Origin of the sequence: Bradyrhizobium dasycarpum, from assembly GCF_042019905.1 — a bacterium.
Taxonomy (GTDB): Bacteria; Pseudomonadota; Alphaproteobacteria; order Rhizobiales; family Xanthobacteraceae; genus Bradyrhizobium; species Bradyrhizobium japonicum_B.
Genome location: NZ_CP169574.1, coordinates 316216 through 336980, shown reverse-complemented (window position 1 = coordinate 336980; position 20765 = coordinate 316216). Strand labels below are relative to the sequence as shown.

Annotated in this window: 20 protein-coding genes and 4 pseudogenes; 9 read left to right on the top strand and 15 right to left on the bottom strand. The window is 63.8% G+C overall.

Features of this window, described 5'->3' with window-relative positions:
• Window positions 1–31 precede the first annotated feature (31 nt).
• From ACETMP_RS01590 to grxD, 4 genes are read right to left on the bottom strand one after another with little or no spacing between them, the layout of a single operon-like run.
• Window positions 32–1297 carry a serine hydrolase domain-containing protein gene (locus tag ACETMP_RS01590; protein WP_375159657.1) on the bottom strand — a complete coding sequence of 422 codons (1266 nt, stop codon included), beginning with the start codon at window positions 1295–1297 and terminating at the stop codon, window positions 32–34.
• The gene (locus tag ACETMP_RS01585; protein ID WP_375161812.1) at window positions 1278–2564 is read right to left on the bottom strand and encodes a serine hydrolase domain-containing protein; all 1287 of its coding nucleotides are present in this window, start codon (window positions 2562–2564) and stop codon (window positions 1278–1280) included. Before ACETMP_RS01585 ends, ACETMP_RS01590 begins: the two co-directional genes overlap by 20 nt.
• Window positions 2565–2607: 43 nt before the next feature.
• Window positions 2608–3162, bottom strand: a complete 555-nt coding sequence (locus ACETMP_RS01580; RefSeq protein WP_375159656.1) for an O-acetyl-ADP-ribose deacetylase — start codon at window positions 3160–3162, stop codon at window positions 2608–2610.
• Between the two features lie 4 nt (window positions 3163–3166).
• Window positions 3167–3493: a Grx4 family monothiol glutaredoxin gene (grxD, locus tag ACETMP_RS01575; protein WP_028137361.1), complete on the bottom strand. Its 327-nt coding sequence runs from the start codon at window positions 3491–3493 to the stop codon at window positions 3167–3169.
• A gap of 240 nt (window positions 3494–3733) precedes the next feature.
• Here grxD and egtB point away from each other — a divergent pair, with 240 nt between their 5' ends.
• Together egtB and egtD are read left to right on the top strand one after the other, a co-directional pair.
• Window positions 3734–5029, top strand: a complete 1296-nt coding sequence (gene egtB / locus ACETMP_RS01570) for an ergothioneine biosynthesis protein EgtB (RefSeq protein ID WP_375159655.1) — start codon at window positions 3734–3736, stop codon at window positions 5027–5029.
• 52 nt (window positions 5030–5081) lie between these two features.
• The gene (egtD, locus tag ACETMP_RS01565) at window positions 5082–6053 is read left to right on the top strand and encodes an L-histidine N(alpha)-methyltransferase (protein WP_375159654.1); all 972 of its coding nucleotides are present in this window, start codon (window positions 5082–5084) and stop codon (window positions 6051–6053) included.
• Window positions 6054–6064: 11 nt separating this feature from the next.
• On the opposite strand, the gene ACETMP_RS01560 is transcribed toward egtD, so the two are convergent.
• Window positions 6065–7246, bottom strand: a complete 1182-nt coding sequence (locus ACETMP_RS01560; protein ID WP_375159653.1) for a low temperature requirement protein A — start codon at window positions 7244–7246, stop codon at window positions 6065–6067.
• A gap of 23 nt (window positions 7247–7269) precedes the next feature.
• Window positions 7270–7524 (bottom strand): BolA/IbaG family iron-sulfur metabolism protein, encoded by a 255-nt coding sequence (locus ACETMP_RS01555; RefSeq protein WP_028137365.1) that lies wholly within the window; start codon window positions 7522–7524, stop codon window positions 7270–7272.
• 196 nt (window positions 7525–7720) lie between these two features.
• Between ACETMP_RS01555 and ACETMP_RS01550 the strand changes: the two genes are divergently transcribed.
• Entirely contained in the window at window positions 7721–8080 is a 360-nt protein-coding gene (locus ACETMP_RS01550; RefSeq protein ID WP_375159652.1) for a DUF427 domain-containing protein, read from the top strand.
• A gap of 100 nt (window positions 8081–8180) precedes the next feature.
• Here ACETMP_RS01550 and ACETMP_RS01545 read toward each other — a convergent pair whose 3' ends face one another.
• Window positions 8181–8354 (bottom strand): DUF1328 domain-containing protein, encoded by a 174-nt coding sequence (locus tag ACETMP_RS01545; RefSeq protein ID WP_027525383.1) that lies wholly within the window; start codon window positions 8352–8354, stop codon window positions 8181–8183.
• 171 nt (window positions 8355–8525) lie between these two features.
• Between ACETMP_RS01545 and ACETMP_RS01540 the strand changes: the two genes are divergently transcribed.
• A complete protein-coding gene (locus ACETMP_RS01540; protein ID WP_375159651.1) occupies window positions 8526–9713 on the top strand; it encodes an acyltransferase in 1188 nt (395 codons plus the stop codon).
• A gap of 124 nt (window positions 9714–9837) precedes the next feature.
• On the opposite strand, the gene purL is transcribed toward ACETMP_RS01540, so the two are convergent.
• The gene (purL, locus tag ACETMP_RS01535) at window positions 9838–12048 is read right to left on the bottom strand and encodes a phosphoribosylformylglycinamidine synthase subunit PurL (protein WP_375159650.1); all 2211 of its coding nucleotides are present in this window, start codon (window positions 12046–12048) and stop codon (window positions 9838–9840) included.
• A 184-nt stretch (window positions 12049–12232) separates the two neighbouring features.
• On the opposite strand from purL, the gene ACETMP_RS01530 reads away from it, so the two are divergent.
• Entirely contained in the window at window positions 12233–12712 is a 480-nt protein-coding gene (locus ACETMP_RS01530; protein ID WP_375159649.1) for a PaaI family thioesterase, read from the top strand.
• Window positions 12713–12787: 75 nt separating this feature from the next.
• A pseudogene (locus ACETMP_RS01525) lies at window positions 12788–13754 on the top strand (DMT family transporter).
• A 13-nt stretch (window positions 13755–13767) separates the two neighbouring features.
• Here the strand turns inward: ACETMP_RS01525 and ACETMP_RS01520 are convergent.
• Both ACETMP_RS01520 and ACETMP_RS01515 read right to left on the bottom strand, forming a co-directional pair.
• A pseudogene (locus ACETMP_RS01520) lies at window positions 13768–14194 on the bottom strand (GFA family protein).
• A 165-nt stretch (window positions 14195–14359) separates the two neighbouring features.
• Window positions 14360–14964 (bottom strand): annotated as a pseudogene (locus ACETMP_RS01515) (TetR/AcrR family transcriptional regulator).
• Between the two features lie 135 nt (window positions 14965–15099).
• On the opposite strand from ACETMP_RS01515, the gene ACETMP_RS01510 reads away from it, so the two are divergent.
• Window positions 15100–15498, top strand: a complete 399-nt coding sequence (locus ACETMP_RS01510) for a RidA family protein (protein WP_375159648.1) — start codon at window positions 15100–15102, stop codon at window positions 15496–15498.
• Between the two features lie 28 nt (window positions 15499–15526).
• Here ACETMP_RS01510 and ACETMP_RS01505 read toward each other — a convergent pair whose 3' ends face one another.
• Window positions 15527–16501: a tripartite tricarboxylate transporter substrate binding protein BugD gene (locus ACETMP_RS01505; RefSeq protein ID WP_375159647.1), complete on the bottom strand. Its 975-nt coding sequence runs from the start codon at window positions 16499–16501 to the stop codon at window positions 15527–15529.
• Complete coding sequence (gene purQ, locus ACETMP_RS01500; RefSeq protein ID WP_375159646.1) at window positions 16498–17199, bottom strand: phosphoribosylformylglycinamidine synthase subunit PurQ; 702 nt, start codon at window positions 17197–17199, stop codon at window positions 16498–16500. Before purQ ends, ACETMP_RS01505 begins: the two co-directional genes overlap by 4 nt.
• 177 nt (window positions 17200–17376) lie before the next feature.
• Here purQ and ACETMP_RS01495 point away from each other — a divergent pair.
• A pseudogene (locus ACETMP_RS01495) lies at window positions 17377–18392 on the top strand (magnesium and cobalt transport protein CorA).
• Window positions 18393–18498: 106 nt separating this feature from the next.
• Here the strand turns inward: ACETMP_RS01495 and purS are convergent.
• Both purS and purC read right to left on the bottom strand, forming a co-directional pair.
• Window positions 18499–18741 (bottom strand): phosphoribosylformylglycinamidine synthase subunit PurS, encoded by a 243-nt coding sequence (gene purS, locus ACETMP_RS01490; RefSeq protein ID WP_028137374.1) that lies wholly within the window; start codon window positions 18739–18741, stop codon window positions 18499–18501.
• Between the two features lie 13 nt (window positions 18742–18754).
• Window positions 18755–19522 (bottom strand): phosphoribosylaminoimidazolesuccinocarboxamide synthase, encoded by a 768-nt coding sequence (gene purC, locus ACETMP_RS01485; protein ID WP_173015815.1) that lies wholly within the window; start codon window positions 19520–19522, stop codon window positions 18755–18757.
• A 322-nt stretch (window positions 19523–19844) separates the two neighbouring features.
• Here purC and ACETMP_RS01480 point away from each other — a divergent pair, with 322 nt between their 5' ends.
• A complete protein-coding gene (locus ACETMP_RS01480; protein ID WP_028137375.1) occupies window positions 19845–20168 on the top strand; it encodes a DUF1476 domain-containing protein in 324 nt (107 codons plus the stop codon).
• A 108-nt stretch (window positions 20169–20276) separates the two neighbouring features.
• Here ACETMP_RS01480 and cynS read toward each other — a convergent pair whose 3' ends face one another.
• On the bottom strand, window positions 20277–20765 hold the full coding sequence (gene cynS / locus ACETMP_RS01475; protein WP_375159645.1) for a cyanase: 489 nt from the start codon (window positions 20763–20765) through the stop codon (window positions 20277–20279).

Here is a 20765-nt window from a genome sequence, read left to right as displayed (position 1 = left end):
TGACGTTCATCCAAATCTCATCGCGCTTTAGTCAGCGGCCCATCGCCTCATAGACCAGCCGCTTCAGCTCGTCCTGGATCGGACCCCGCTGCGAAGGCGACTGCATCATGCAGATGACGAACATGTCGTCGGCGGGATCGATGAAGAAGAAGGTGCCGCCGACACCGTCCCAGCGATATTCGCCTGCGGGCAGCGGCGGCTTCGCGCGCGTGCGCACGGCAAAGCCAAGACCAAAGCTGCTGTCGGAGCCCGGAAAATAGAACTCCGCATCTCTCGCGATCCCATCGGCTCCGTTGAGCTGGTCCGACGCCATCAGCGCCACGGTCTCGCGCTTGAGATAGCGGCGACCTTCGAGCTCACCGCCATTGATCAGCATCTGTGCAAAACGGGCATAGTCGCCGATGGTGCCGACCATGCCCGCACCACCGGATTCCCAGCGGCGCTGCGCGGTCGCCTCGATGATTCCGGCGACCGGACGATCGAACCAGTCGCCGGGCAAGGGTTCGGCGATCAGCGGCCGCCTCGCATGGTCGGCGACGAAGAACGCCGTATCCCGCATGCCAAGGGGATCGAGCAGCCGCCCCTTCTCGAATTGATAGAGCGACCGGCCCGATGCCGCCTCGATCACCCGGCCCAGCACGTCCGTCGAATGGCCGTAGTCCCACAGCGTCCCCGGCTGCTCGGCCAAGGGCAATCGCGCGAGCCGCTCGGCGAATTGCGCATTGTCGGGATCGCCGTCGAACAGGCCGGCTTCCGCATAGAGCCTGCGGACGGGACTGCTGCCGTAGAAGCCATAGGTGATGCCGGACGTGTGCCGGAGCAGATCGCGCACCGTGATCGGTCGCGCCAGCGGCTGGAGGGCCAGCTTGCCGTCTGCTTGCGGGACGCCGACCTGCACATCGGCGAAGGCCGGAATGTATCTCGCGACGGGGTCATCGAGAGCGAGCTTGCCGTCGTCGACCAGCATCATCGCCGCCACCGAGGTGATCGGCTTCGACATCGAATAGAGACGGAAGATGGTGTCGTCCGTCATTGGCTGCGCCGCCGCGACGTTGCGCTGGCCGAACTTGCGGTAGAGTGCGGGCTTGCCGTGCTGCTGGATCAGAAGGATCGCGCCGGGGATCCTGCCGGCGGCGACCGCATCGTCAAGGAACGCACTGACGCGCGCAAGTCCCTTAGCCGAGAAGCTGCGGGCAGCCAGCGCTTCGGCGCGGAGCTGGCCCGCCGCGCCGATCAGCAGGACAAAGGCGGCGGCGAGGACGATCCGAACGAACGCCTCACTTCTCCATGGCTTCATAGACCAGCTGCTTTAGGGTTCGCTGCACGCGCTGGCGCTCGCTCGGGGTCTGCTCCAGCAGCAGGAAGAACATGTCCTGCTTGCGATCAACCACCAAATAGCAACCGCTGGCGCCGTCCCATTTCAATTCCCCGAGATCGCCGGGCGGCGGAGGTTTGGCATTACCCGGATCGGTGCGCACGGCAAACCCAAGTCCCATGCCAAAGCCGTCACCGGGAAAATAGAAGTAGTCCCGCTCAACGCCGGAGTCCTTGCCGGCATGGTCCGATGCCATCAGCTCAAACGTCTGCTGGGTGAGATAGGTCTTGCCCTCGAACGTTCCTCCATTGACCAGCATCTGCGCAAAGCGGGAAAAGTCCGCCATGGTCGAAACCATGCCGCCGCTGGCGGATTCCCACTTCTGGCGAACCTCAGTCCTGTACTCGCGGCCGACCCGGAAATTGCTGTCGTTCGGCAGCGGCTGGGCGAGCCGTTTCAGCCTCTCCGGTTCGGTGACGAAGAAGCCTGTATCGGTCATACCGAGCGGATCGAGCAGCTTTTCCTTCTCGAGTTCGAACAATGTCTTTCCGGACACGATTTCCATGATCCGCGCCAGAATGTCAGTGGAATGGCCGTACTGCCAGAGTGCGCCGGGTTGATTGTGCAGCGGCAGCTTGGCGATCCGCTCGGCGAACTCGGCGAGATCGAATTCGCCCGCATAGATGTTAGCGTCGCGATAGGCCTTGCGAACCAGACTATCGCCGTAGAAACCGTAGGTTATCCCGGAGGTATGGCGCATCAGATCGAGAACGGTAATGGGCCGGGCCAGTGGTACCAGCTCGAGCGTCTTGGTGCCGTCCTCCGCCTTCTTCTCCTCACCCACCTTCACATTTGCAAAGGAGGGAATGTATTTCGAAACGGGATCGTCGAGCTTGATCTTTCCGTCCTGGATCAGTTGCATCGCCACGACGGAGGTGATCACCTTGGTTAGCGACGACAGACGGAAGATGGTCTTGTCGGTGATCGGCGCCTTGCTGACCACGTCCTGCACACCGAAGACCTCGTGATAGACCGGCTTGCCATGCTGCTGGATCAGCACGTTCGCACCGGCAATCTTGCCGGTCGCGACCTCGTTCTTGAAGAACTCGGTGATCTTGGCGAGCTTGTCCTGATTGAAACGCGCGCCGGCCGGTATCTCGTAAGTGCCCTCCGCCCGCGCCAGCGATATCGCGCCAAGCGACACCAGCACGCCGCAAACCAGTGCACACAACCCAGATCGTGAAATCATATCCCCTCCCTGGAACATGGTCCGGCGGAGTGTACCGGCCGCCTCAGTCGGCACAAGGGCCGGCGTATCGCGCAAGTGCCTCGTCATGGAGTTTGGCGCTTGGCTCGGAGAAGCAGCAGAACACGACCCGGGTCACGGACGGCGCAGCCGTCAGGCCCTCGATCGTCGTGCGCACGGCGATGTCGGCCGCCCGGTCGGCGGGAAAACGGAAAATGCCGGTCGAAATCGCCGGAAATGCCACCGAGGTCAGCTCGTGCGTCCCGCACAGCTCCAAGGAGCGCCGATAGCAGGAGGCGAGCAGATCGTCCTCGCCAGACCTGCCGCCATTCCAGACCGGCCCGACGGTGTGGATCACGTGGGTGGCCTTGAGCCGGTAACCTTTTGTGATCTTGGCATCGCCGGTCTCGCAGCCGTGGAGCATCCGGCATTCGGCGACCAGATCGGGCCCGGCGGCCCGATGGATCGCCTCATCCACGCCGCCCCCGCCGAGGAGCGACGTGTTGGCGGCGTTGACGATGGCGTCAACGCCGAGTGTGGTGATGTCAGCGACGATGACCTCAAGCTCGGCGCCGCCAATCCGGCGCCTCAGCACGGTCACGTCATCAGGCCGCGACGACGACGCCCTTCTCGGAGAAGAGCTGCTGCAGCTCGCCGGCCTGGAACATCTCGCGGACGATGTCGCAGCCGCCGACGAACTCGCCCTTCACATAGAGCTGCGGAATGGTCGGCCAGTTCGAATATTCCTTGATTCCGTTGCGCAGCTCGGCGGATTCGAGCACGTTGAGGCCCTTATAGCCGACGCCGATATGGTCGAGGATCTGGACGACCTGGCCCGAGAAACCGCACTGCGGAAATTGCGGCGTACCCTTCATGAACAGAACCACGTCGTTCGACTTCACTTCGTTGGCGATGAATTCCGCGATGCTCATATCCGTGTCCTTCTGGGGCAGAGCCCTCACCAATATCCCTCGGGCCGGCTCAGCCGATCTAACCCGATACCTATCCATATATGTAGCCCAAACCGTTGTGCATCCAAAGTAAAATGGCGGCGAGAGGTCCCCGGCGACCGGTTTGGCCGGGGCCGGGCCCATAGGCTGACGACATCAATATCATCGCCGGAGAGGACTTTCATACCGTAGCGGAGCCCCTATCTAGGACGAACCTCGGTTGTGGAACCGGGCAACGCCAACAACGTTCTCTTGTCCTGTCTGGAGAAAAACGTGACGAAACAAGCCTCCGCCACGGCCGCCGCCCCGCTTTCGTCACTGTCCGGTCCGGGCGGCCTCGCCCGGAGGCTGCAGGACGCGTTCATTGCCGTCCGCAACGAGACTGAACGCCGGGCCGCGCCGCTCTCGCCGGAGGACCAGCAGATCCAGTCCATGCCCGATGCGAGCCCCGCGAAATGGCATCGGGCGCATACCACCTGGTTCTGGGAGCAATTCCTGCTCGGCGAGCACGCCGCAGGCTATCGGCCCTTCCACCCCGATTTCGCGTTTCTGTTCAATTCCTATTACGTCAGCGCCGGCCCGCGTCATGCGCGCAATCATCGCGGCGACATCACCCGTCCCAGCGCCGATCAGGTCGGCGCCTATCGCAAATATGTCGATGCGGCCATGGTCAAATTCTTTCGCGAGACCGGCGCGGACAAGCTGCGCGAGATCGCGCCGCTGGTCGAGGTCGGACTGAACCATGAGCAGCAGCATCAGGAATTGATGTTCACCGACATCCTGCACGCATTTGCGCAGAATCCAGTCTATCCGGCCTACGACCCGGACTGGCGTTTTCCCTCCGCGACGCGCACGGGCGATGAATGGCTGCAACTCAACGAGGGCATTCACACCGTCGGGCATGTCGACGACAGTTTCCATTTCGACAATGAGAAGCCCGCGCATCGCGCCCTCGTCGGCCCGGTCAGGCTGGCGCGCAATCTCGTCAGCAACGGCGAATGGCTCGCCTTCATGCGCGACGGCGGCTACCGGACCGCGACGTTGTGGCTGATGGACGGCTTTGCCGCGGCCAGCAAGGACGACTGGCAAGCTCCGGGCCATTGGCGTGAGGTCGATGGCGCATGGCAGGTCATGACGCTCGCCGGCCTCAAGCCGATCGATCCCGACGCGCCGGTCTGCCACATCAGCTATTACGAGGCCGACGCCTTCGCGCGCTGGGCCGGAAAGCATCTGCCGACCGAAATGGAATGGGAGGTCGCAGCGCGCACTGGCCAGCTCAACGACGCCTTCGGCATCGTCTGGCAATGGACCCGCAGCGCGTACGCGCCCTACCCCGGCTACCGCGCCATCGAAGGCGCGCTCGGCGAATACAACGGCAAGTTCATGGTCAACCAATTGGTGCTGCGCGGCTCCTCGCTTGCAACGCCGGAGGGCCATAGCCGTATCACTTATCGGAACTTCTTCTATCCGCACCACCGCTGGCAGTTCATGGGACTGCGGCTCGCCGACTACGAGTAGACATTCTATCCGACGACAAATGCGCGCCGGACAGCGCGTTCAGGAGAGTATCATGAATGTGCACGCCAGCGCTTTGGCCGAAGCCCATCTTCCCGACGAGCAGACCACCGCCTTCGCCCGCGAGGCCATCGCGGACCTGTCACAGCAGCCGAAGAAACTGTCGCCGAAATATTTCTACGATGCGACCGGCTCGGAGCTGTTCGAGGCGATCACGAAGCTGCCGGAATATTATCCGACGCGCACCGAGCTTGCGATCCTGAGGGAGCGCGGCAGCGAGATCGCAAAGATCATTCCGGAGCACGCCGCCCTGGTCGAGTTCGGCGCCGGCGCGACCACCAAGGTCCGCCTGTTGCTGAACCATTGCAGGTTCGCGGCCTATGTCCCCGTCGATATCTCCGGCGACTTCCTGAAGGCGCAGGCGAATGGCCTGAAGCGGGATTTTCCCTCGCTCGGCATCTATCCGGTCGCGGCCGATTTCACCACGCCGTTCGAGCTGCCAAAGCAGGTCGCGTCCATGCCCAAGGTCGGCTTCTTCCCGGGCTCGACGATTGGCAATTTCGAGCCGCAAGAAGCCCAGGCCTTCCTGAACAGCGCCCGCAAGATCCTGGGCCGGGGTGCGCAGATGATCATCGGCGCCGATCTCGAGAAGGACGAGCGCGTGCTCTATGATGCCTACAACGACGCCGCCGGCGTCACCGCGCGCTTCAACCTCAACGTTCTCGTGCGCATCAACCGCGAGCTCGGCGGCAATTTCGATCTGTCCGCCTTCACCCATCGCGCGATCTACAATCGCGAGCGGCACCGCATCGAGATGCACCTGATCAGCAGGAAGAGCCAGACCGTGCGCCTGCTCGGCACCAGCTTCTCGTTCAAGCCGGGCGAGAGCATCCACACCGAGAACAGCTACAAATACAGCATCGAGCGCTTCGCCGCGCTGGCGCAGGGCGCCGGCTGGCGGGTGCGGGAGAGCTGGACGGATGCGGCGAAGATGTTTTCGGTGCACGCGTTGGAGGTCGCGGAGTAGACCTTCCGCGCCTACTCCACCGGCTCCGACCGCAGCGATAGCGATTCCCATACCGCGACCACGATCATGATCGCGGTCGTCGCGACCGATAGCCAGAGCGGCGACAGGCCTGACGCGAACCAGCTCAGCACCAGCAGCAGCACGATCCCGACGCCGTGCGAGAGTTGGAGGAAGCCGCGGATCGCGTGCTTGAACAGGATCGTGCCGACCAGGAACACCAAGGGCCCACCGATCGTGCTCACGATCGTGCGCATGTCGGAGTGTCCGGCCGGATGCTTCAGCACCAATTCGTCCGATACGGCCGTGAGGATGATGCCGGCGACGATCGGCGTGTGCAGATAGGTGTAGGCGAGCCGCGCCAGGCGGCCGGATTCGGCGGACTTCGAGATCCGCTCGGCGCCGGCCTCGGCACCCCTGTGAAAATAGACCCACCACATCGCGATGGCGCCGATCAGCGCCGAGACGAAAGCGAGGATGTTGCTCGCGGTCCATTCCAGCTCGGCGAATGTTGCGCCGTTGACGATGATGGCTTCGCCGAGCGCGATGATGACGAAGAGAGAGCAGCGCTCGGCCATGTGCGCGCCTTCGACGGCCCAGGCCTCGACCGACGAGAAGCCCAGCTTCGGCACCCAGAACCGTGCGGCCGGCGCGATGTACTCCCAGCTCACCGCCGCGATCCACAGCCATAGCCGCGTGTCTCCCTCGGACAGACCGCCGGCAATCCACAACACGGCGGAGACCGAGAACCAGGTCAGGATGCGGATCGCGTTGTGTCGGACTGCGGACCGGTGATGCGGTGTCGCAAACATCCAGAACGCGGTCCGTCCGACCTGCAGGGCCACGTAGGCGATCGCAAACCACAGGCCGCGTCCCTCGAACGCAGTCGGGATCGTGGTCGACAGCACGAGGCCGCCCAGCATCATGGCAAAAAGCAGGATACGGACCGGCGTCAGCTCGGGATTGAGCCAGTTGGTGACCCAGGCGGTGAAGACCCACACCCACCACACCGCCAGAAACAGCACCATGACGTGCACCGCGCCCAACGGCGTGAAATGGTGCAGCAGCGTGTGCGATATCTGCGTGACGGCGAAGACGAAGACGAGGTCGAAGAACAGCTCGACAAAAGTAACGCGGCTGTGCTGGTTCGGACCGGTGACGCGAAACATCGCGCCGCGAGGATTGTCCGCAGCCATCGTCATCCCCCGCAGAGCTTGGATCAGGTGCCGGGTGCCCCGGGTCCGCCAGGCACCCCGGTTTGCAGCGCCAGCGCGTGCAGCACGCCGCCCATCTGGCCGCGCAGGGACTGATAGACGATCTGGTGCTGCTGGACGCGGGACTTGCCGCGAAAGGATTCCGAGATCACGGTCGCGGCGTAATGGTCGCCATCGCCGGCGAGGTCTCGGATGGTCACCTCGGCATCGGGGATTGCTGCCTTGATCATCGCCTCGATATCGTGGGCGTCCATGGGCATTCGGGTCGTGCTCCTTGTCTCGGCTGCGAATCAGCCTCGTCGTCGAATCGCTGCCGGGGTCCCCGGCCCGGCAGGGTCAAACTTAGCGTGAACGGCCTTCTAGGTCACGCTTTCCGGCACTATATCCCTGATCCCATCAGGATAAAGGCACGACAAAGTGCCGCGCTCCGCAGATCGATCGAAAAGGCGTGACCTCATGAAGCTTCCAGGGCCCGACCACCCCATCACCATCACCCCAAATCCCCGGCGTGTCCGCGTCACGGCTGGCGACATCGTGATCGCCGAAACCGACAAGGCGCTGACCCTGAAGGAAGCTAAATATCCGGCGGTGCAATATGTGCCGCGCCAGGACGCCAACATGGCCCTGCTCGAGCGCACCGAGCGCACCACCCATTGCCCCTACAAGGGCGATGCCAATTATTACAGCGTCAAGGCCAACGGCAGGACGCTCGACAACGCGATCTGGACCTATGAGACGCCCTTCCCCGCCATGACCGAGATCTCGGGCCATCTGGCGTTCTATCCCGACAAGGTGAAGATCGAGGAAGTGGGTTAGTTTGGGATGCGTCATTCCGGGGCGATGCGAAGCATCGAGGCCTGAATGCCGGGAGTCCGGGTTCGATCCTGCAGACCGTCCCGGAATGACGAAAGGAAGGCTACGCCCTGAAGATCGTCAGCCCGAGGACCAGCAGCACCAGGAAGATCACGACGAAGACGTAGAACAGGAAGCGGGCGACATCGGCGGAGGCGGCTGAGATGCCGGTGAAGCCGAGCACGCCGGCCACGATCGAGATCAGCAGGAAGATCAGCGCCCATTTCAGGATCGTCATCGCTAGCTCCGAACTACCGCGTCTCACGGCCTTCGCTGTTTTCGCGAACGCTAACATCGCTGCCAGGAACTGGTTCCTAGAGGTGGTCGGGGCGACCTACCGAACAAACTGCCCTTGCTGAAGCGAGTTCCCGGCGGCACAGTCCGGCCGGGACCAGGATCGGGGGCCACGATGACGATGTCACATTCGGCGACGATCGGCGCGGAGGCCCATGCCGCGCCCCAGAGCAAGGTGCGCAATATGGCGATTGATCGCGCCCGCACCTTCCTCACTTTGGTGGTGCTGCTGCATCATGCGGTGATCCCCTATACTTATTTCGGTCATACCGATCCGACGTATTTCTTCGGCTTCGACATGATCGTGCTCGCCACCGACAGTTTCTTCATGGCGATGTTCTTCTTCCTGTCGGGACTGTTCGCCTGGTCTGGCATCGCCCGGAAGGGAGCGCGGAGCTATCTGGCAGATCGCCTGCTTCGGCTTGGCCTACCCTTCGCGATCTGCGCCCTTACGGTCATTCCGCTCGCCTATTATGCGATCTCCCTGCGGCAGCATCCCGAGATCGGTTTTGCGGAATTCTGGTGGAATATGGTCACGAAGGGCCCGTGGCCGAGCGGGCCGATCTGGTTCCTGTGGGTCTTGTTCGCCTTCGACCTGATGGCCTGCCTTTTGTACCGGCTGTCACCCGATCTGCTCGATCCGATCAATCGCCTCTCCCTGCATGGTCGCCGTCGGCCCGCCGTGTTCTTCGCGGTCATGCTGGCCGTCACCGCAGCGTTCTACATTCCCGGGCTGGTTCACTACGGACACAGCAGCTGGTTCGAGTTTGGGCCGTTCTCGGTCCAGCACGGGCGCGTGATGCTGTACGCGACCTATTTCTTCTTCGGTGCCGGCATCGGCGTTGCGCAAATGGATCGCGGGCTGCTCGCTGTCGATGGCCGCATGGCGAAGGTCAGCTGGGACTGGATGGTCCTGGCGATCGTTCCGTATTGCCTGTTGTGGGGGCTGATCTTCATCAAGCGCCAAATACTGGGCAACCCGTGGCCGTTGCCGGACTGGTATGAAGCGCTCTATGCCATCTGCTTCACGGTCTTCAGCGTGGCCATCATGTTTCTGATCTTGGCCATTTTCCAGAGATTCAAGCAATCAGGCTCAGCCAGGCTGCTCGATCCGATGCAGGGCGACGCATTCGGCATGTTCCTGGTGCACTATCCGATCGCATTGTGGCTGCAATACTGGCTCTTCGACTATGACCTACCGGCGATCGTCAAGGCCACAATCGGGTTTGTACTGACTGTCGCAGCGAGCTGGGCGCTGACGCGAGCGTTGCGGCAGATCCCGGGCGCGTCGAAGGTGTTGTGAGCTAGTGAAATCCGTAGCCTGGATGGAGCGCAGCGCAATCCGGGGTCTTGCCGCAAGTGATAGCGGTCCCGGATTACGCTGACGCTCCATCCGGGCTACGAGTCTGGATTCGCGCGGCAGCGCCTTAGGCCGCCTTCCCGCTCATATAGTCCGGCAGCCAACGCTCGAACGAGGCGCGCAGCGTGTCGATCGCCACCGGTGCCTCGCCTGCGATCGCGATCGCATCGCCGCCGGTGGTGCCGATGCGCACGCAGGGCACCTCGCAGCCGCGCATCTTGGCGAGCACGCGGCCGGCTTCGGCTTCCGGCACGGTGACGAGATAGCGCGCCTGATCCTCGCCAAACCAATAGGCCTGCGGGACCAGCGCGGTCGGCGCCGCAAGCAGCTTGGCGCCGATGCCGCCCGCCATCGCCATTTCAGCCAGCGCGATCAGGAGACCGCCGTCCGAGAGGTCGTGCACTGCGGTCGCGGTGCCCGCATGGATCATGCCGCGCACGCAATCGCCGTTGCGCTTCTCGGCGGCGAGATCGACCGGCGGCGGCGCCCCCTCCTCGCGGCCGCAGATGTCGCGCAGGTAGACCGACTGGCCGAGCCAGCCATGGGTCTCGCCGACCAGGAGGATCGCTTCGCCCTCCGCCTTGAAGGCGAGCGAGGCAGATTTCGTGAAATCGTCGAGCAGGCCGACACCGCCGATCGAGGGCGTCGGCAGGATCGCACGGCCATTGGTCTCGTTGTAGAGCGAGACGTTGCCCGACACGACCGGGAAGTCGAGCGTGCGACAGGCCTCCGAGATGCCCTTCAGGCAGCCGACGAACTGGCCCATGATCTCGGGCCTTTCAGGGTTGCCGAAATTGAGATTGTCGGTGATCGCGAGCGGCTTGCCGCCGACCGCGGTGATGTTGCGCCAAGCCTCCGCCACAGCCTGCTTGCCGCCCTCGAACGGATCGGCCTCGCAATAGCGCGGCGTGACGTCGACGGTGAGCGCCAACCCCTTCGGCCCGTCCTCAACGCGCACCACGGCGGCATCGCCGCCTGGGCGCTGCATGGTGTTGCCGAGGATGACGTGGTCGTACTGCTCCCAGACCCAGCGCTTGCTGCACATGTCGGGCGTGCCGATCAGCTTCTCCAGCGCCGCGCCGAGGCCCATCGGCGCCGGCACCTCGCGCGCATGCACAACCGGTAGCGCGGCAGACGGGACATGCGGGCGGTCATAGACCGGCGCCTCGTCGCCCAGCTCCTTGATCGGCAGATCGGCCATGACGTCGCCGCCATGCTTGACCACGAAGCGCTTGCTCGGCGTGGTGTAGCCGACCACGGCGAAGTCGAGACCCCATTTCTTGAAGATCGCCTCGGCTTCCTTTTCCTTCTCGGGCTTGAGCACCATCAGCATGCGCTCCTGGCTCTCCGAGAGCATCATCTCGTAGGCGCTCATTCCGGTCTCGCGGGTCGGCACCGCGTCGAGATCGAGGTCGACACCGAGATCGCCCTTGGCGCCCATCTCGACCGCCGAGCAGGTCAGCCCCGCCGCGCCCATGTCCTGGATCGCGATGACGCAGCCCTTCTCCATGATCTCGAGGCAGGCTTCCAGCAGCAGCTTTTCGGCGAAGGGATCGCCGACCTGCACGGTCGGGCGCTTCTCCTCGGACTTGTCGTCGAACTCGGCCGACGCCATCGAGGCGCCGTGGATGCCGTCGCGCCCGGTCTTGGAGCCCAGATACACGATCGGCATGTTCACGCCGGAGGCCGCCGCATAGAAGATCTTGTCGGTATCGGCGAGGCCGACCGCCATCGCATTGACGAGGATGTTGCCGTCATAGCGGGTGTGGAAGCGCACCTGGCCGCCGACCGTCGGCACGCCAAAGGAATTGCCGTAGCCGCCGACGCCCGCGACGACACCGGAGACCAGATGCCGGGTCTTGGCATGCTCGGGCGCGCCGAAGCTCAGCGCATTCAGGCAGGCGATCGGGCGCGCGCCCATGGTGAAGACGTCGCGCAGGATGCCGCCGACGCCGGTGGTCGCGCCCTGATAGGGCTCGATATAGCTCGGGTGGTTGTGGCTCTCCATCTTGAAGACCACGGCCTGGCCATCGCCGATGTCGATCACGCCGGCATTCTCGCCGGGGCCCTGGATCACCCAGGGCGCCTTGGTCGGCAGCCCGCGCAGATGGATGCGGGAGGACTTGTACGAGCAGTGCTCGTTCCACATCGCCGAGAAGATGCCGAGCTCCGTGAACGTCGGCTCCCGCCCGATCAGCTTCAGGATGCGCTCGTACTCGTCGGGCTTGAGCCCGTGGGCGGCAACCAGCTCGGGGGTGATCTTGGGTTCGTTCTTCATGGCTTCAGGGGCTTTCGGCGGCGTTTGGCCGTTCTTAGGAAGATCGGAGGGCCGGGAAAAGCCCTTTATGGCGCATTTTCCCGCTGTCCCACGTTTTGCAGGCAGGGACGGCGGGAACAGGAATTGCACGGCGCGGACGGATCGGATTTAAGGGCTGAAGACCCGCAATTGAAGGCCCATTTCCTTGCACGAATTGACCAAAGCGCCCCCGCCCCGCCGCCCCGACCTCCACATCGCCACCGAAGGCGAGTTTGTGGGCTGGCGGACCTGGATTCGCGACAGTTTCGAGGCCCATGTCGGCCCCTTCTGGCATCAGATCGAGGCGGACGGCACGGTCCGCTGCGCCTTCCGGGTCGAGAAGAAGCACCTCAACGGCTCCGGGAACGTCCATGGCGGCTGCTACATGGCCCTTGCCGACTATTCCCTGTTCGCGATCGCCACCCATGTCCTGGACAGCCGGGCGGTGACGACCAATTTCGCCTGCGAATTCCTCGACGCGGCACGGGAGGGCGAGCTGATCGAATGCACCGGCGAGGTCACCCGCGCCGGCGGCTCGCTGATCTTCCTGCGCGGTAAGATGGTGTCCGGGGGGCGGGTGCTGCTGACCTTTTCCGGCACGATCAAGCGGATGAAGCGGAAGGCGCTCCCTCAGCCAAACGCATAGCTCGGCGCCTTCCCTTTTCGTACGCCCTCGCCCACAGTCGGAGCGAGCGCTTGTGCGCCGGGGAGCAGGAACAAGGTGCCGCAGAGCACACCGTCGAGGGGTCGCACAGCGGCCTCCGCAGCATCGCCGTTGCCGTCCATGCCCGCCACCGGCGCGCGTCATTGGCGCGACTATGCGCTGCTGCTCGCACTCGCCTGCTGCTGGAGCTCGACTTATCCGCTGACCAAGCTGGCGCTTCCCACCATCCCGCCCATCACCTTCATCTCGGCGCGCTCGCTGATCGCGGCCGCCTTCCTGTTCGCGATCCTGTGGATGCGCGGCATCAAGGTTTCGACCGATGCCAAGGCGTGGAAGCTGTTCGCGACCCAGCAATTGATCAACTCGACCTTCCCGTTCCTGGTCATCACCTGGTCGCAGCAATATGTGCCGGCATCGAACACGGTGGTGCTGGCCTCGACGACGCCGATCTTCGCCTTTCTGATCACCTCGCTGATCACGCGGCACGAGCCGGCAACGCTGCTCAAGCTCGCGGGCGCGATTTTGGGACTCGCCGGCACTGTCGCCATCGTCGGGCTCGATGCTCTGCATGGCCTTGGCAGCGAGATCGTGGCGGAGATCGCGATCCTGCTCGCCACCATCTCCTTTGCCTGCGCGACCATCTTCGGTCTCCGCCTCTCCGACTACGACCCGATGGTGGTGGCGGCCGGCTCGCTGCTGTTCGGCGGCCTCATCCTGCTGCCGCCCTCGCTGATCATCGACCAGCCCTGGACTCTGCACCCGACGCCGACCGCCATCGTCGCCACCATCGTCATGGGCATCGTCTCGAGGCGCGCTGGGATTGATGCTGTTCTACGTCTGCCTCGGCCGGCTCGGTACGCTGACCACGAACGCGCAAGGCTATCTGCGCATCCCGATCGGCGTCGGCCTCTCCGTGCTGTTGCTCGGCGAGAGCGTGCCGTCGAACCTGGCGCTGGGGCTGCTGCTGGTGATGGCCGGCGTCGCCGCCATGACGGTGCCTGCGGAGCGGTTGAAGTGGCGCTAGCCGATGGCGATGGTCAGTCCGCCGGAACAAAGTGGAGAGTACCCGCGCGGCGCGTCGGTTTGCCGGTGTCGTTGGTGTGATTGACGCCGTCCATGACGGGCACCTCAGTGAAATCGAACGGACTTACCCCATCAAGGCAAGCCACGTTGACAGCATACAGACTCTGGTCCGATCGACGCTGATGATGCGTGTAGATTCCGCAGCGGGAACAGAAGAAATGCTGCGCTGATCCGGTATGGAAGCGGTAGCTCGTCAGTGCATCCTCGCCCTTCAGGAACTTGATGCCGCCCATCTCCGCCATGACGACGACCGCCCCGCGCATCCGGCAGTAAGAGCAGGTGCAGCGGCGGATCAGAATCGAAACCGTCACTCAGCGTCGCCTCGAAACGCACCGCTCCGCAATGGCACTGACCAGCCCGGACGTTTGTGTCACTCACCATGCATGCTTCCCCGTTGGTGCGAACGACGAAGCCGTCTCGGCGACGTCAACGGGCAGGAACGTATCTCTCAAATGTGAGCCGAACAATCAAAAGGAAGCGCCCAAGGCATCGGAACAACTCGCGCGAGCCCGACTCCTCGCGCCGAGGAATCAGTCGCCGCAAAATCTAGGCAGGTTCGCGCGCGTCAGATAGCAATCCACTCGCCAGCGCTTGAAACGCATGGACGGCCTTGTTCATCACGCTCTTGGGATCGTCGGCGGCCGCGACCCACAAGGCGGCGCTGAGCGCTGCTCCGTTCAGCAAGCGCCCCGCCGCTTCGACGTCGACCGGCTTTACGACCCCTTGCTCGATCAGCGTGCGGATCGTTCGCATGGTGATCTCGGACAGGCGTTCTCGCCAGGCCATTTGGAGGGATCGCCGAGCACGGCAGGTCCATCCAGAAGCATGATGCGCTGGATCTCGGGGTCGAGCGCCATTTCGATATAGGCGCTTCCCTCCGCGAGCAGGCCCAGCCACAGGCTCGGCGCTTGCTCCCGGGCGATGCGGAGCCGCTCCGCCATTTCACTGTCGATCTGCTCGACGACGGCCCAGAGCAGCCCCTTCTTGTCTTCGAAGTTGTGATAGAGCGCGCCCCGCGTCAGACCGACGGCGGCAGTGAGCTCGTCCATCGACGCGTCTGTATAGCCCTGCGTGGCAAATGCCGCGCGCGCGGCGCGGATAAGCTTGGCCCGATTTTCCGCCATGGCCGCGGCGCGCTTTCCCTTTGCCATGCCTGATCCCCTTGACATACGCCTCGTATGCGAAATATATCTCACATACGCAACGTATCTGAAATTGCCGTGACGCGCGACCCATCGAGCGCCCCCACGTCCTCCCAGCCCATCCGTCGATTGAAAGGTCCTGCCATGCCCCAGCGAGAGGCAATCTTCCCCGCAAACCGCCACGCGCTCTACCAAGTGCATCGCTATTCCGCGGCGATCCGCTCCGGTGACTTGCTCTTCGTGTCGGGCCAGGTCGGCAGCCGCGAGGACGGCTCACCCGAGCCGGTGTTCGAGGACCAGGTCCGCCGCGCATTTGCCAATTTGCGCGCCGTGCTCGCGGCCGCCGGATGTACGTTGGACGATGTCATTGACGTCACCACGTTCCACACCGATCCGGCGAGCCAGATCGAGACGGTGATGGCCGTTCGCGCCGAGGAGATCGGCGAGCCGCCCTATCCGAACTGGACCGCCGTCGGGGTGAATTGGCTTGCCGGCTTCGACTTCGAGATCAAGGTCATCGCCCGCATTCCTGTGCTCCAGTAAGTCTTCTCGGCGGCGGCAACTTGGAAGGCTACTTGTTGGCGTCGTCCGCCAGCATCTTCCGGTACTTTTCGACATCGCGCGTCACGAGCTGTTGCAGCAGCTCGGGCGCGTGCTCGTTGGCATCGGGCGCGACGGTCGAGAGGTCGGCAAAGCGCTTCTTCACCGCGTCGGTCTCGACTGCCGTGCGCGCGGCGGCGTTCAGCTTGGCGATGACGGCCGGCGGCGTGCCCTTGGGCGCGAACAGGCCGTTCCAGCCCTGCGCCTCGAACTCGGGCAGGCCCGCTTCCGCCGAGGTCGGCAGATCCGGCAGCGTGGCGAGCCGAACGGTCGAGCCGACCACGATGCCCTTCACCAGCTTATCGTTGATCGACTGCGACACCGAGGCGGCCGCGTCGCAGACGCCGTCGATCTGGCTGCCGACCGCGTCGGTCAGCGCAGGCGCGGCGCCGCGATAGCCGACCAGCGTCGCGTCGATCCCGGCTGATGTGACGAAGCTCTTGCAGATCAGATAGTTCGAGGAGCCGACGCCGGCATGGCCGAGATTGATCTTGCCCGGATTGGCCTTGGCATAGGCGATGAACTCTTTCAGGTCCTTGGCCGGAAAGTCCTTGCGCAGCGCGATGATGCCGAACGTCTTCGCCACCATGGCGATCGGCACGAAGGAATCAGGCGTGAACGGCAGCTTCGGATAGATCGTGTAGCTCGCGGCATTGGTGCCGGCATTGCCGATCGCGATGGTGTAGCCATCGGGCTCGGCGCGCGAGGCGCGCGCCAGCGCGGTCGAGCCGCCGGCGCCGGCGACGTTCTCGATCACGATGGTCTGGCCGAGCGCGATGCCCATCTGCTCGGCCACCGCGCGCGCGATCACGTCCGAGGTACCGCCGGCCGCGAACGGCACGATCATGGTGATCGGACGCCTGGGATAGTCCTGGGCGAACGCGGCCGTCGCAAAAGCTGCGGCGGCGACAGCGACCGAGAGCCGCTTCAGCGCGAACGCAATCACGCGGCCTTCTCGAGATGCTGGACCAGGCCGGCGAACAGGCCGCGGCCGTCGGTGCAGCCCATGATGTCTTCGACGTGGTTTTCCGGATGCGGCATCATGCCGAGCACGTTGCCCTTGTCGTTAATGATGCCGGCAATCGAATGCGCCGCGCCGTTGATATTGTTGAAATCGTCGACCTCGCCGGCGGCGGAGCAATAGCGATAGAGCACTCGCCCCTCGCCTTCGAGCCGCTTGATGGTCTCCTCATCCGCCTCGTAATTGCCCTCGCCATGGGCGACCGGCACGCGGATGACCTGCCCGGCATTGTAGCCGCGGGTGAACGGGGTGTCGGAGCGCTCGACGCGCAGGTGCACGTCGCGGCAGATGAATTTCAGCCGCGCGTTGCGCATCAACACGCCCGGCAGCAGGCCGGATTCACAGAGGATCTGAAAACCGTTGCAGACGCCGAGCACGAGGCCGCCCTTGGCCGCATAGTCGCGTACCGCGTCCATCACCGGCGCGCGGGCCGCGATGGCGCCGCAGCGCAGATAATCGCCGTAGGAGAAGCCGCCCGGCACCACCACAAGATCCGTCCCCGGAGGCAGCGACGTCTCGGCGTGCCACACCATCGCCGGCTCGGTGCCGGAGATCAGCCTCAGCGCACGCGCCATGTCGCGTTCGCGGTTGATTCCGGGAAAGACGAGGATGGCGGCTTTCATGGCAGAGGTTCCGACGAGGCTGGGAATCGGGGTGGCCAACAGGCCATTTCGTGAAGAGACATAACCATTTGACGGGGATTTTACCAGTGCTAGCCTCCGCAGAGGGCCTTGTACACAGGCCATGCACATCGGTCGGCGACGCGCCGCTCGGCCGATCGATTGCCCGGGATTGAAGCCATGAACGTCCCGTCGCTGCCCACCTCCCCCTCAGAGCCGGTCTCCGCCGAGGGCGTCGTCGCGGCCGGCGCCTATGTCGATGGCCGGCGCGTTGCCAATATCGCGATCAGCGAAGCCTCGAGCTGGCGGGCCAAGCCCGGCCACGTGGTCTGGATCGGCCTGCATGAGCCGGACATGGCACTGCTCGGCGCGGTGCAGAAGCAGTTCGATTTGCACGAGCTCGCGATCGAGGACGCCAACCACGCCCATCAGCGGCCGAAGATCGAGCAATATGGCGAAGCCCTGTTCATCGCGGCGCGCACCGCGCAATTGATCGAGGGCCGTATCGCCTTCGGCGAGACCCATATCTTCGTCGGCGAAGGCTATCTGGTCTCGGTACGCCACGGCGCTTCGACCTCGTACGCGCCGGTGCGCGAGCGCTGCGAGGCTGCCCGCGGGCGCTGGCCCGCGGCGAGGATTACATTCTCTACGCCATCCTCGATTTCATCGTCGACAATTACTCGCCCGTGCTCGAGAGCATTCACGACGAGGTCGAGGGCATCGAGGACGACGTGCTGTCCAAGCCGCTCAACAAGGTGCAGATCGAGCGGCTCTACATGCTGCGCCGCGACCTGTTGCGGCTGCGCAACGCGATCGGGCCGCTGGTGGAGGTCTGCCGCCGGCTGGAGCACGACGAGCTGGCGATGGTACGGCAGGCCATGCAGCCGCTGTTCCGCGACGTCACTGACCACGTCCGCAACATTCAGGAGCGCATCGATTCCATGCGCGAGGTGCTGGCCTTCGCCTTCGAGGCGAGCCTTTTGGTCGGTCAGGCGCAGGAAACCGCAGTGTCCAAGAAGCTCGCCTCCTGGCTAGCGATCATCGCCATCCCGACCGCGCTCGCCGGCATCTACGGCATGAACTTCAAGCACATGCCGGAGCTGGAATGGGAGTACGGCTATTACATGCTGCTCGGCTTGATGCTGACGGCATGCACCACGCTGTACTGGCGTTTTCGCAGCGTCGGATGGCTGTGATGGAATTGCCCCGTAGCCCGGATGGAGAGAAGCGCAATCCGGGACAGTGCCTCCATGGATGCAAACCCGGATTTCGCTTCGCTCCATCCGGGCTACAAGGACTGACCTAGCTCAGCAACTCCACCCGATAATTCTCGATCACGGTGTTCGCCAGCAGCTTGTCGGCGGCTTCCTTCAGCGCAGCTTCCGCCTTGGCCTTGTCGGCGCCCGCGAGCTCGATGTCGAACACCTTGCCCTGGCGGACGCTGGCGACGCCGTCGACGCCGAGCGACTTCAGCGCGCCTTCGATGGCCTTGCCCTGCGGATCGAGGATGCCCGTCTTCAGGGTAACGGTGACACGTGCCTTCACGTCAGGATCCTCTTCAGCTCTTCACCAGCACCGGGCCGGAGCCCTGCGGACGCTCGTTCTCCATGAGGATGCCGAGGCGCTTTGCAACTTCCGTATAGGCTTCCAACAGACCGCCGAGGTCACGGCGGAAGCGGTCCTTGTCGAGCTTCTCGTTCGACTTGATGTCCCACAGCCGGCAGCTGTCCGGCGAAATCTCGTCGGCGACGATGATACGCATCATCTCGTTCTCGAACAGGCGGCCGCACTCCATCTTGAAGTCGACGAGGCGGATGCCGATGCCGAGGAAGAGGCCGGTGAGGAAGTCGTTGACACGGATGGCGAGCGCCATGATGTCGTCGATCTCCTGCGGCGTCGCCCAGCCGAAGGCGGTGATGTGCTCTTCCGACACCATGGGGTCGTTGAGCTGGTCGTTCTTGTAATAGAATTCGATGATCGAACGGGGCAGCTGGGTGCCCTCCTCGATGCCGAGACGCTGCGACAGCGAGCCGGCGGCGACGTTCCGAACCACCACCTCGAGCGGCACGATCTCGACCTCGCGAATCAACTGCTCGCGCATGTTGAGGCGGCGGATGAAATGGGTCGGCACCCCGATGTCGTTGAGGTGCTGAAACAGGTACTCCGAGATCCGGTTGTTGAGGACACCCTTGCCCTCGATCACCTGATGCTTCTTCGCATTGAACGCGGTGGCGTCGTCCTTGAAGTGCTGGATCAGGGTACCGGGCTCCGGGCCTTCATAGAGAACCTTTGCCTTGCCTTCATAAATGCGACGCCGACGGCTCATGGGGATGTACCGTGTTTTGTTGAAATCCATGTATTTGGTGTGCTCCGATTACCAGGATTTGCGACCCACAGCGGAGCTGCCGTGAACGGCCCGGAACCCATCCATAAGCCCTTGGAAACAGAACGGGAACCAAGCCTTCAGGCAACCTATCCGATTGGCTGTCCGAGCACAATCGATCCGGCCGTCCGGCGCCAACTTATACCGTCTTGCCTGCGGCTTAACGGCCCGTTGTTTTGCCGATTCGTGCTATCTATGTAGGCATGCAGCCGGGGCGCCGCAACGGAAGGCTCCCGCGCCATTCAGCAGGGATTTGGAACAAGGCATGAGCGAGTTCGACAAGCGCCAGGAAGGCTTCGAGAAGAAATACGCCCTCGACGAGGAGCAGAAGTTCAAGGCGGAGGCCCGCCGCAACCGGCTGCTCGGGCTGTGGGCGGCCGAAAAGCTCGGCATGTCCGGCGATGCCGCCACCGCCTATGCCAAGGAAGTGGTCGCGTCCGATTTCGAGGAGGCCGGCGATGCCGACGTCGTGCGCAAGCTGACGGCCGATTTCGCCGCCAAGAACGTCGCCGTCACCGAGCAGGCGATTCGCGCCAAGATGAGCGAGCTGCTCGCGGTGGCCGCCGCCGAGGTGAAGGCGGGGAAATAAGCGCCCGCGCATCCCCACACACCGTCATTCCGGGGCGGTCCGTAGGGCCGAACCCGGATCTCGGATTCCGGATCGCCGCTGTCGCGGCGTCCGGAATGACCCCAAACCTCACTCCTCCTTGAAGCCGTATTCCGGCACGTTTCCGCTGGCGCCGTAATATTTGTACGGCAGGAACTTGCCACTCATGGTGATCTTGACCCGGTCCCCCTTCGGGTTGGCGACGCGTTCGAGCGCCATGTCGAAGTCGATCGCGGACATGATGCCGTCGCCGAACTCCTCTTCGATCAGCGCCTTCCAGGCCGGACCGTTAACCATCACCATCTCGTAGAAGCGGTAGATCAGCGGATCGGTCGGCGGCATCGGCGTGCCGGTGCCGCGCATCGGCACCTCGTTGAGCATCGCGGTCTCGGCCTTGGTCAGACCGAACAGCTCGCCGGCATTGGCCGCTTGCGGCTTGGTCAGCTTCATCTGGCCCATGATCGCGCCGACGATCAGCACCTCCGAATAGCCGCCGATCTTCTCGCAGATGTGCTTCCAGCTCCAGCCCTTCTCGCGCTTGATGTCGAGCAGCTTCTCGGTGAGGTCTTCGCGTTTCAT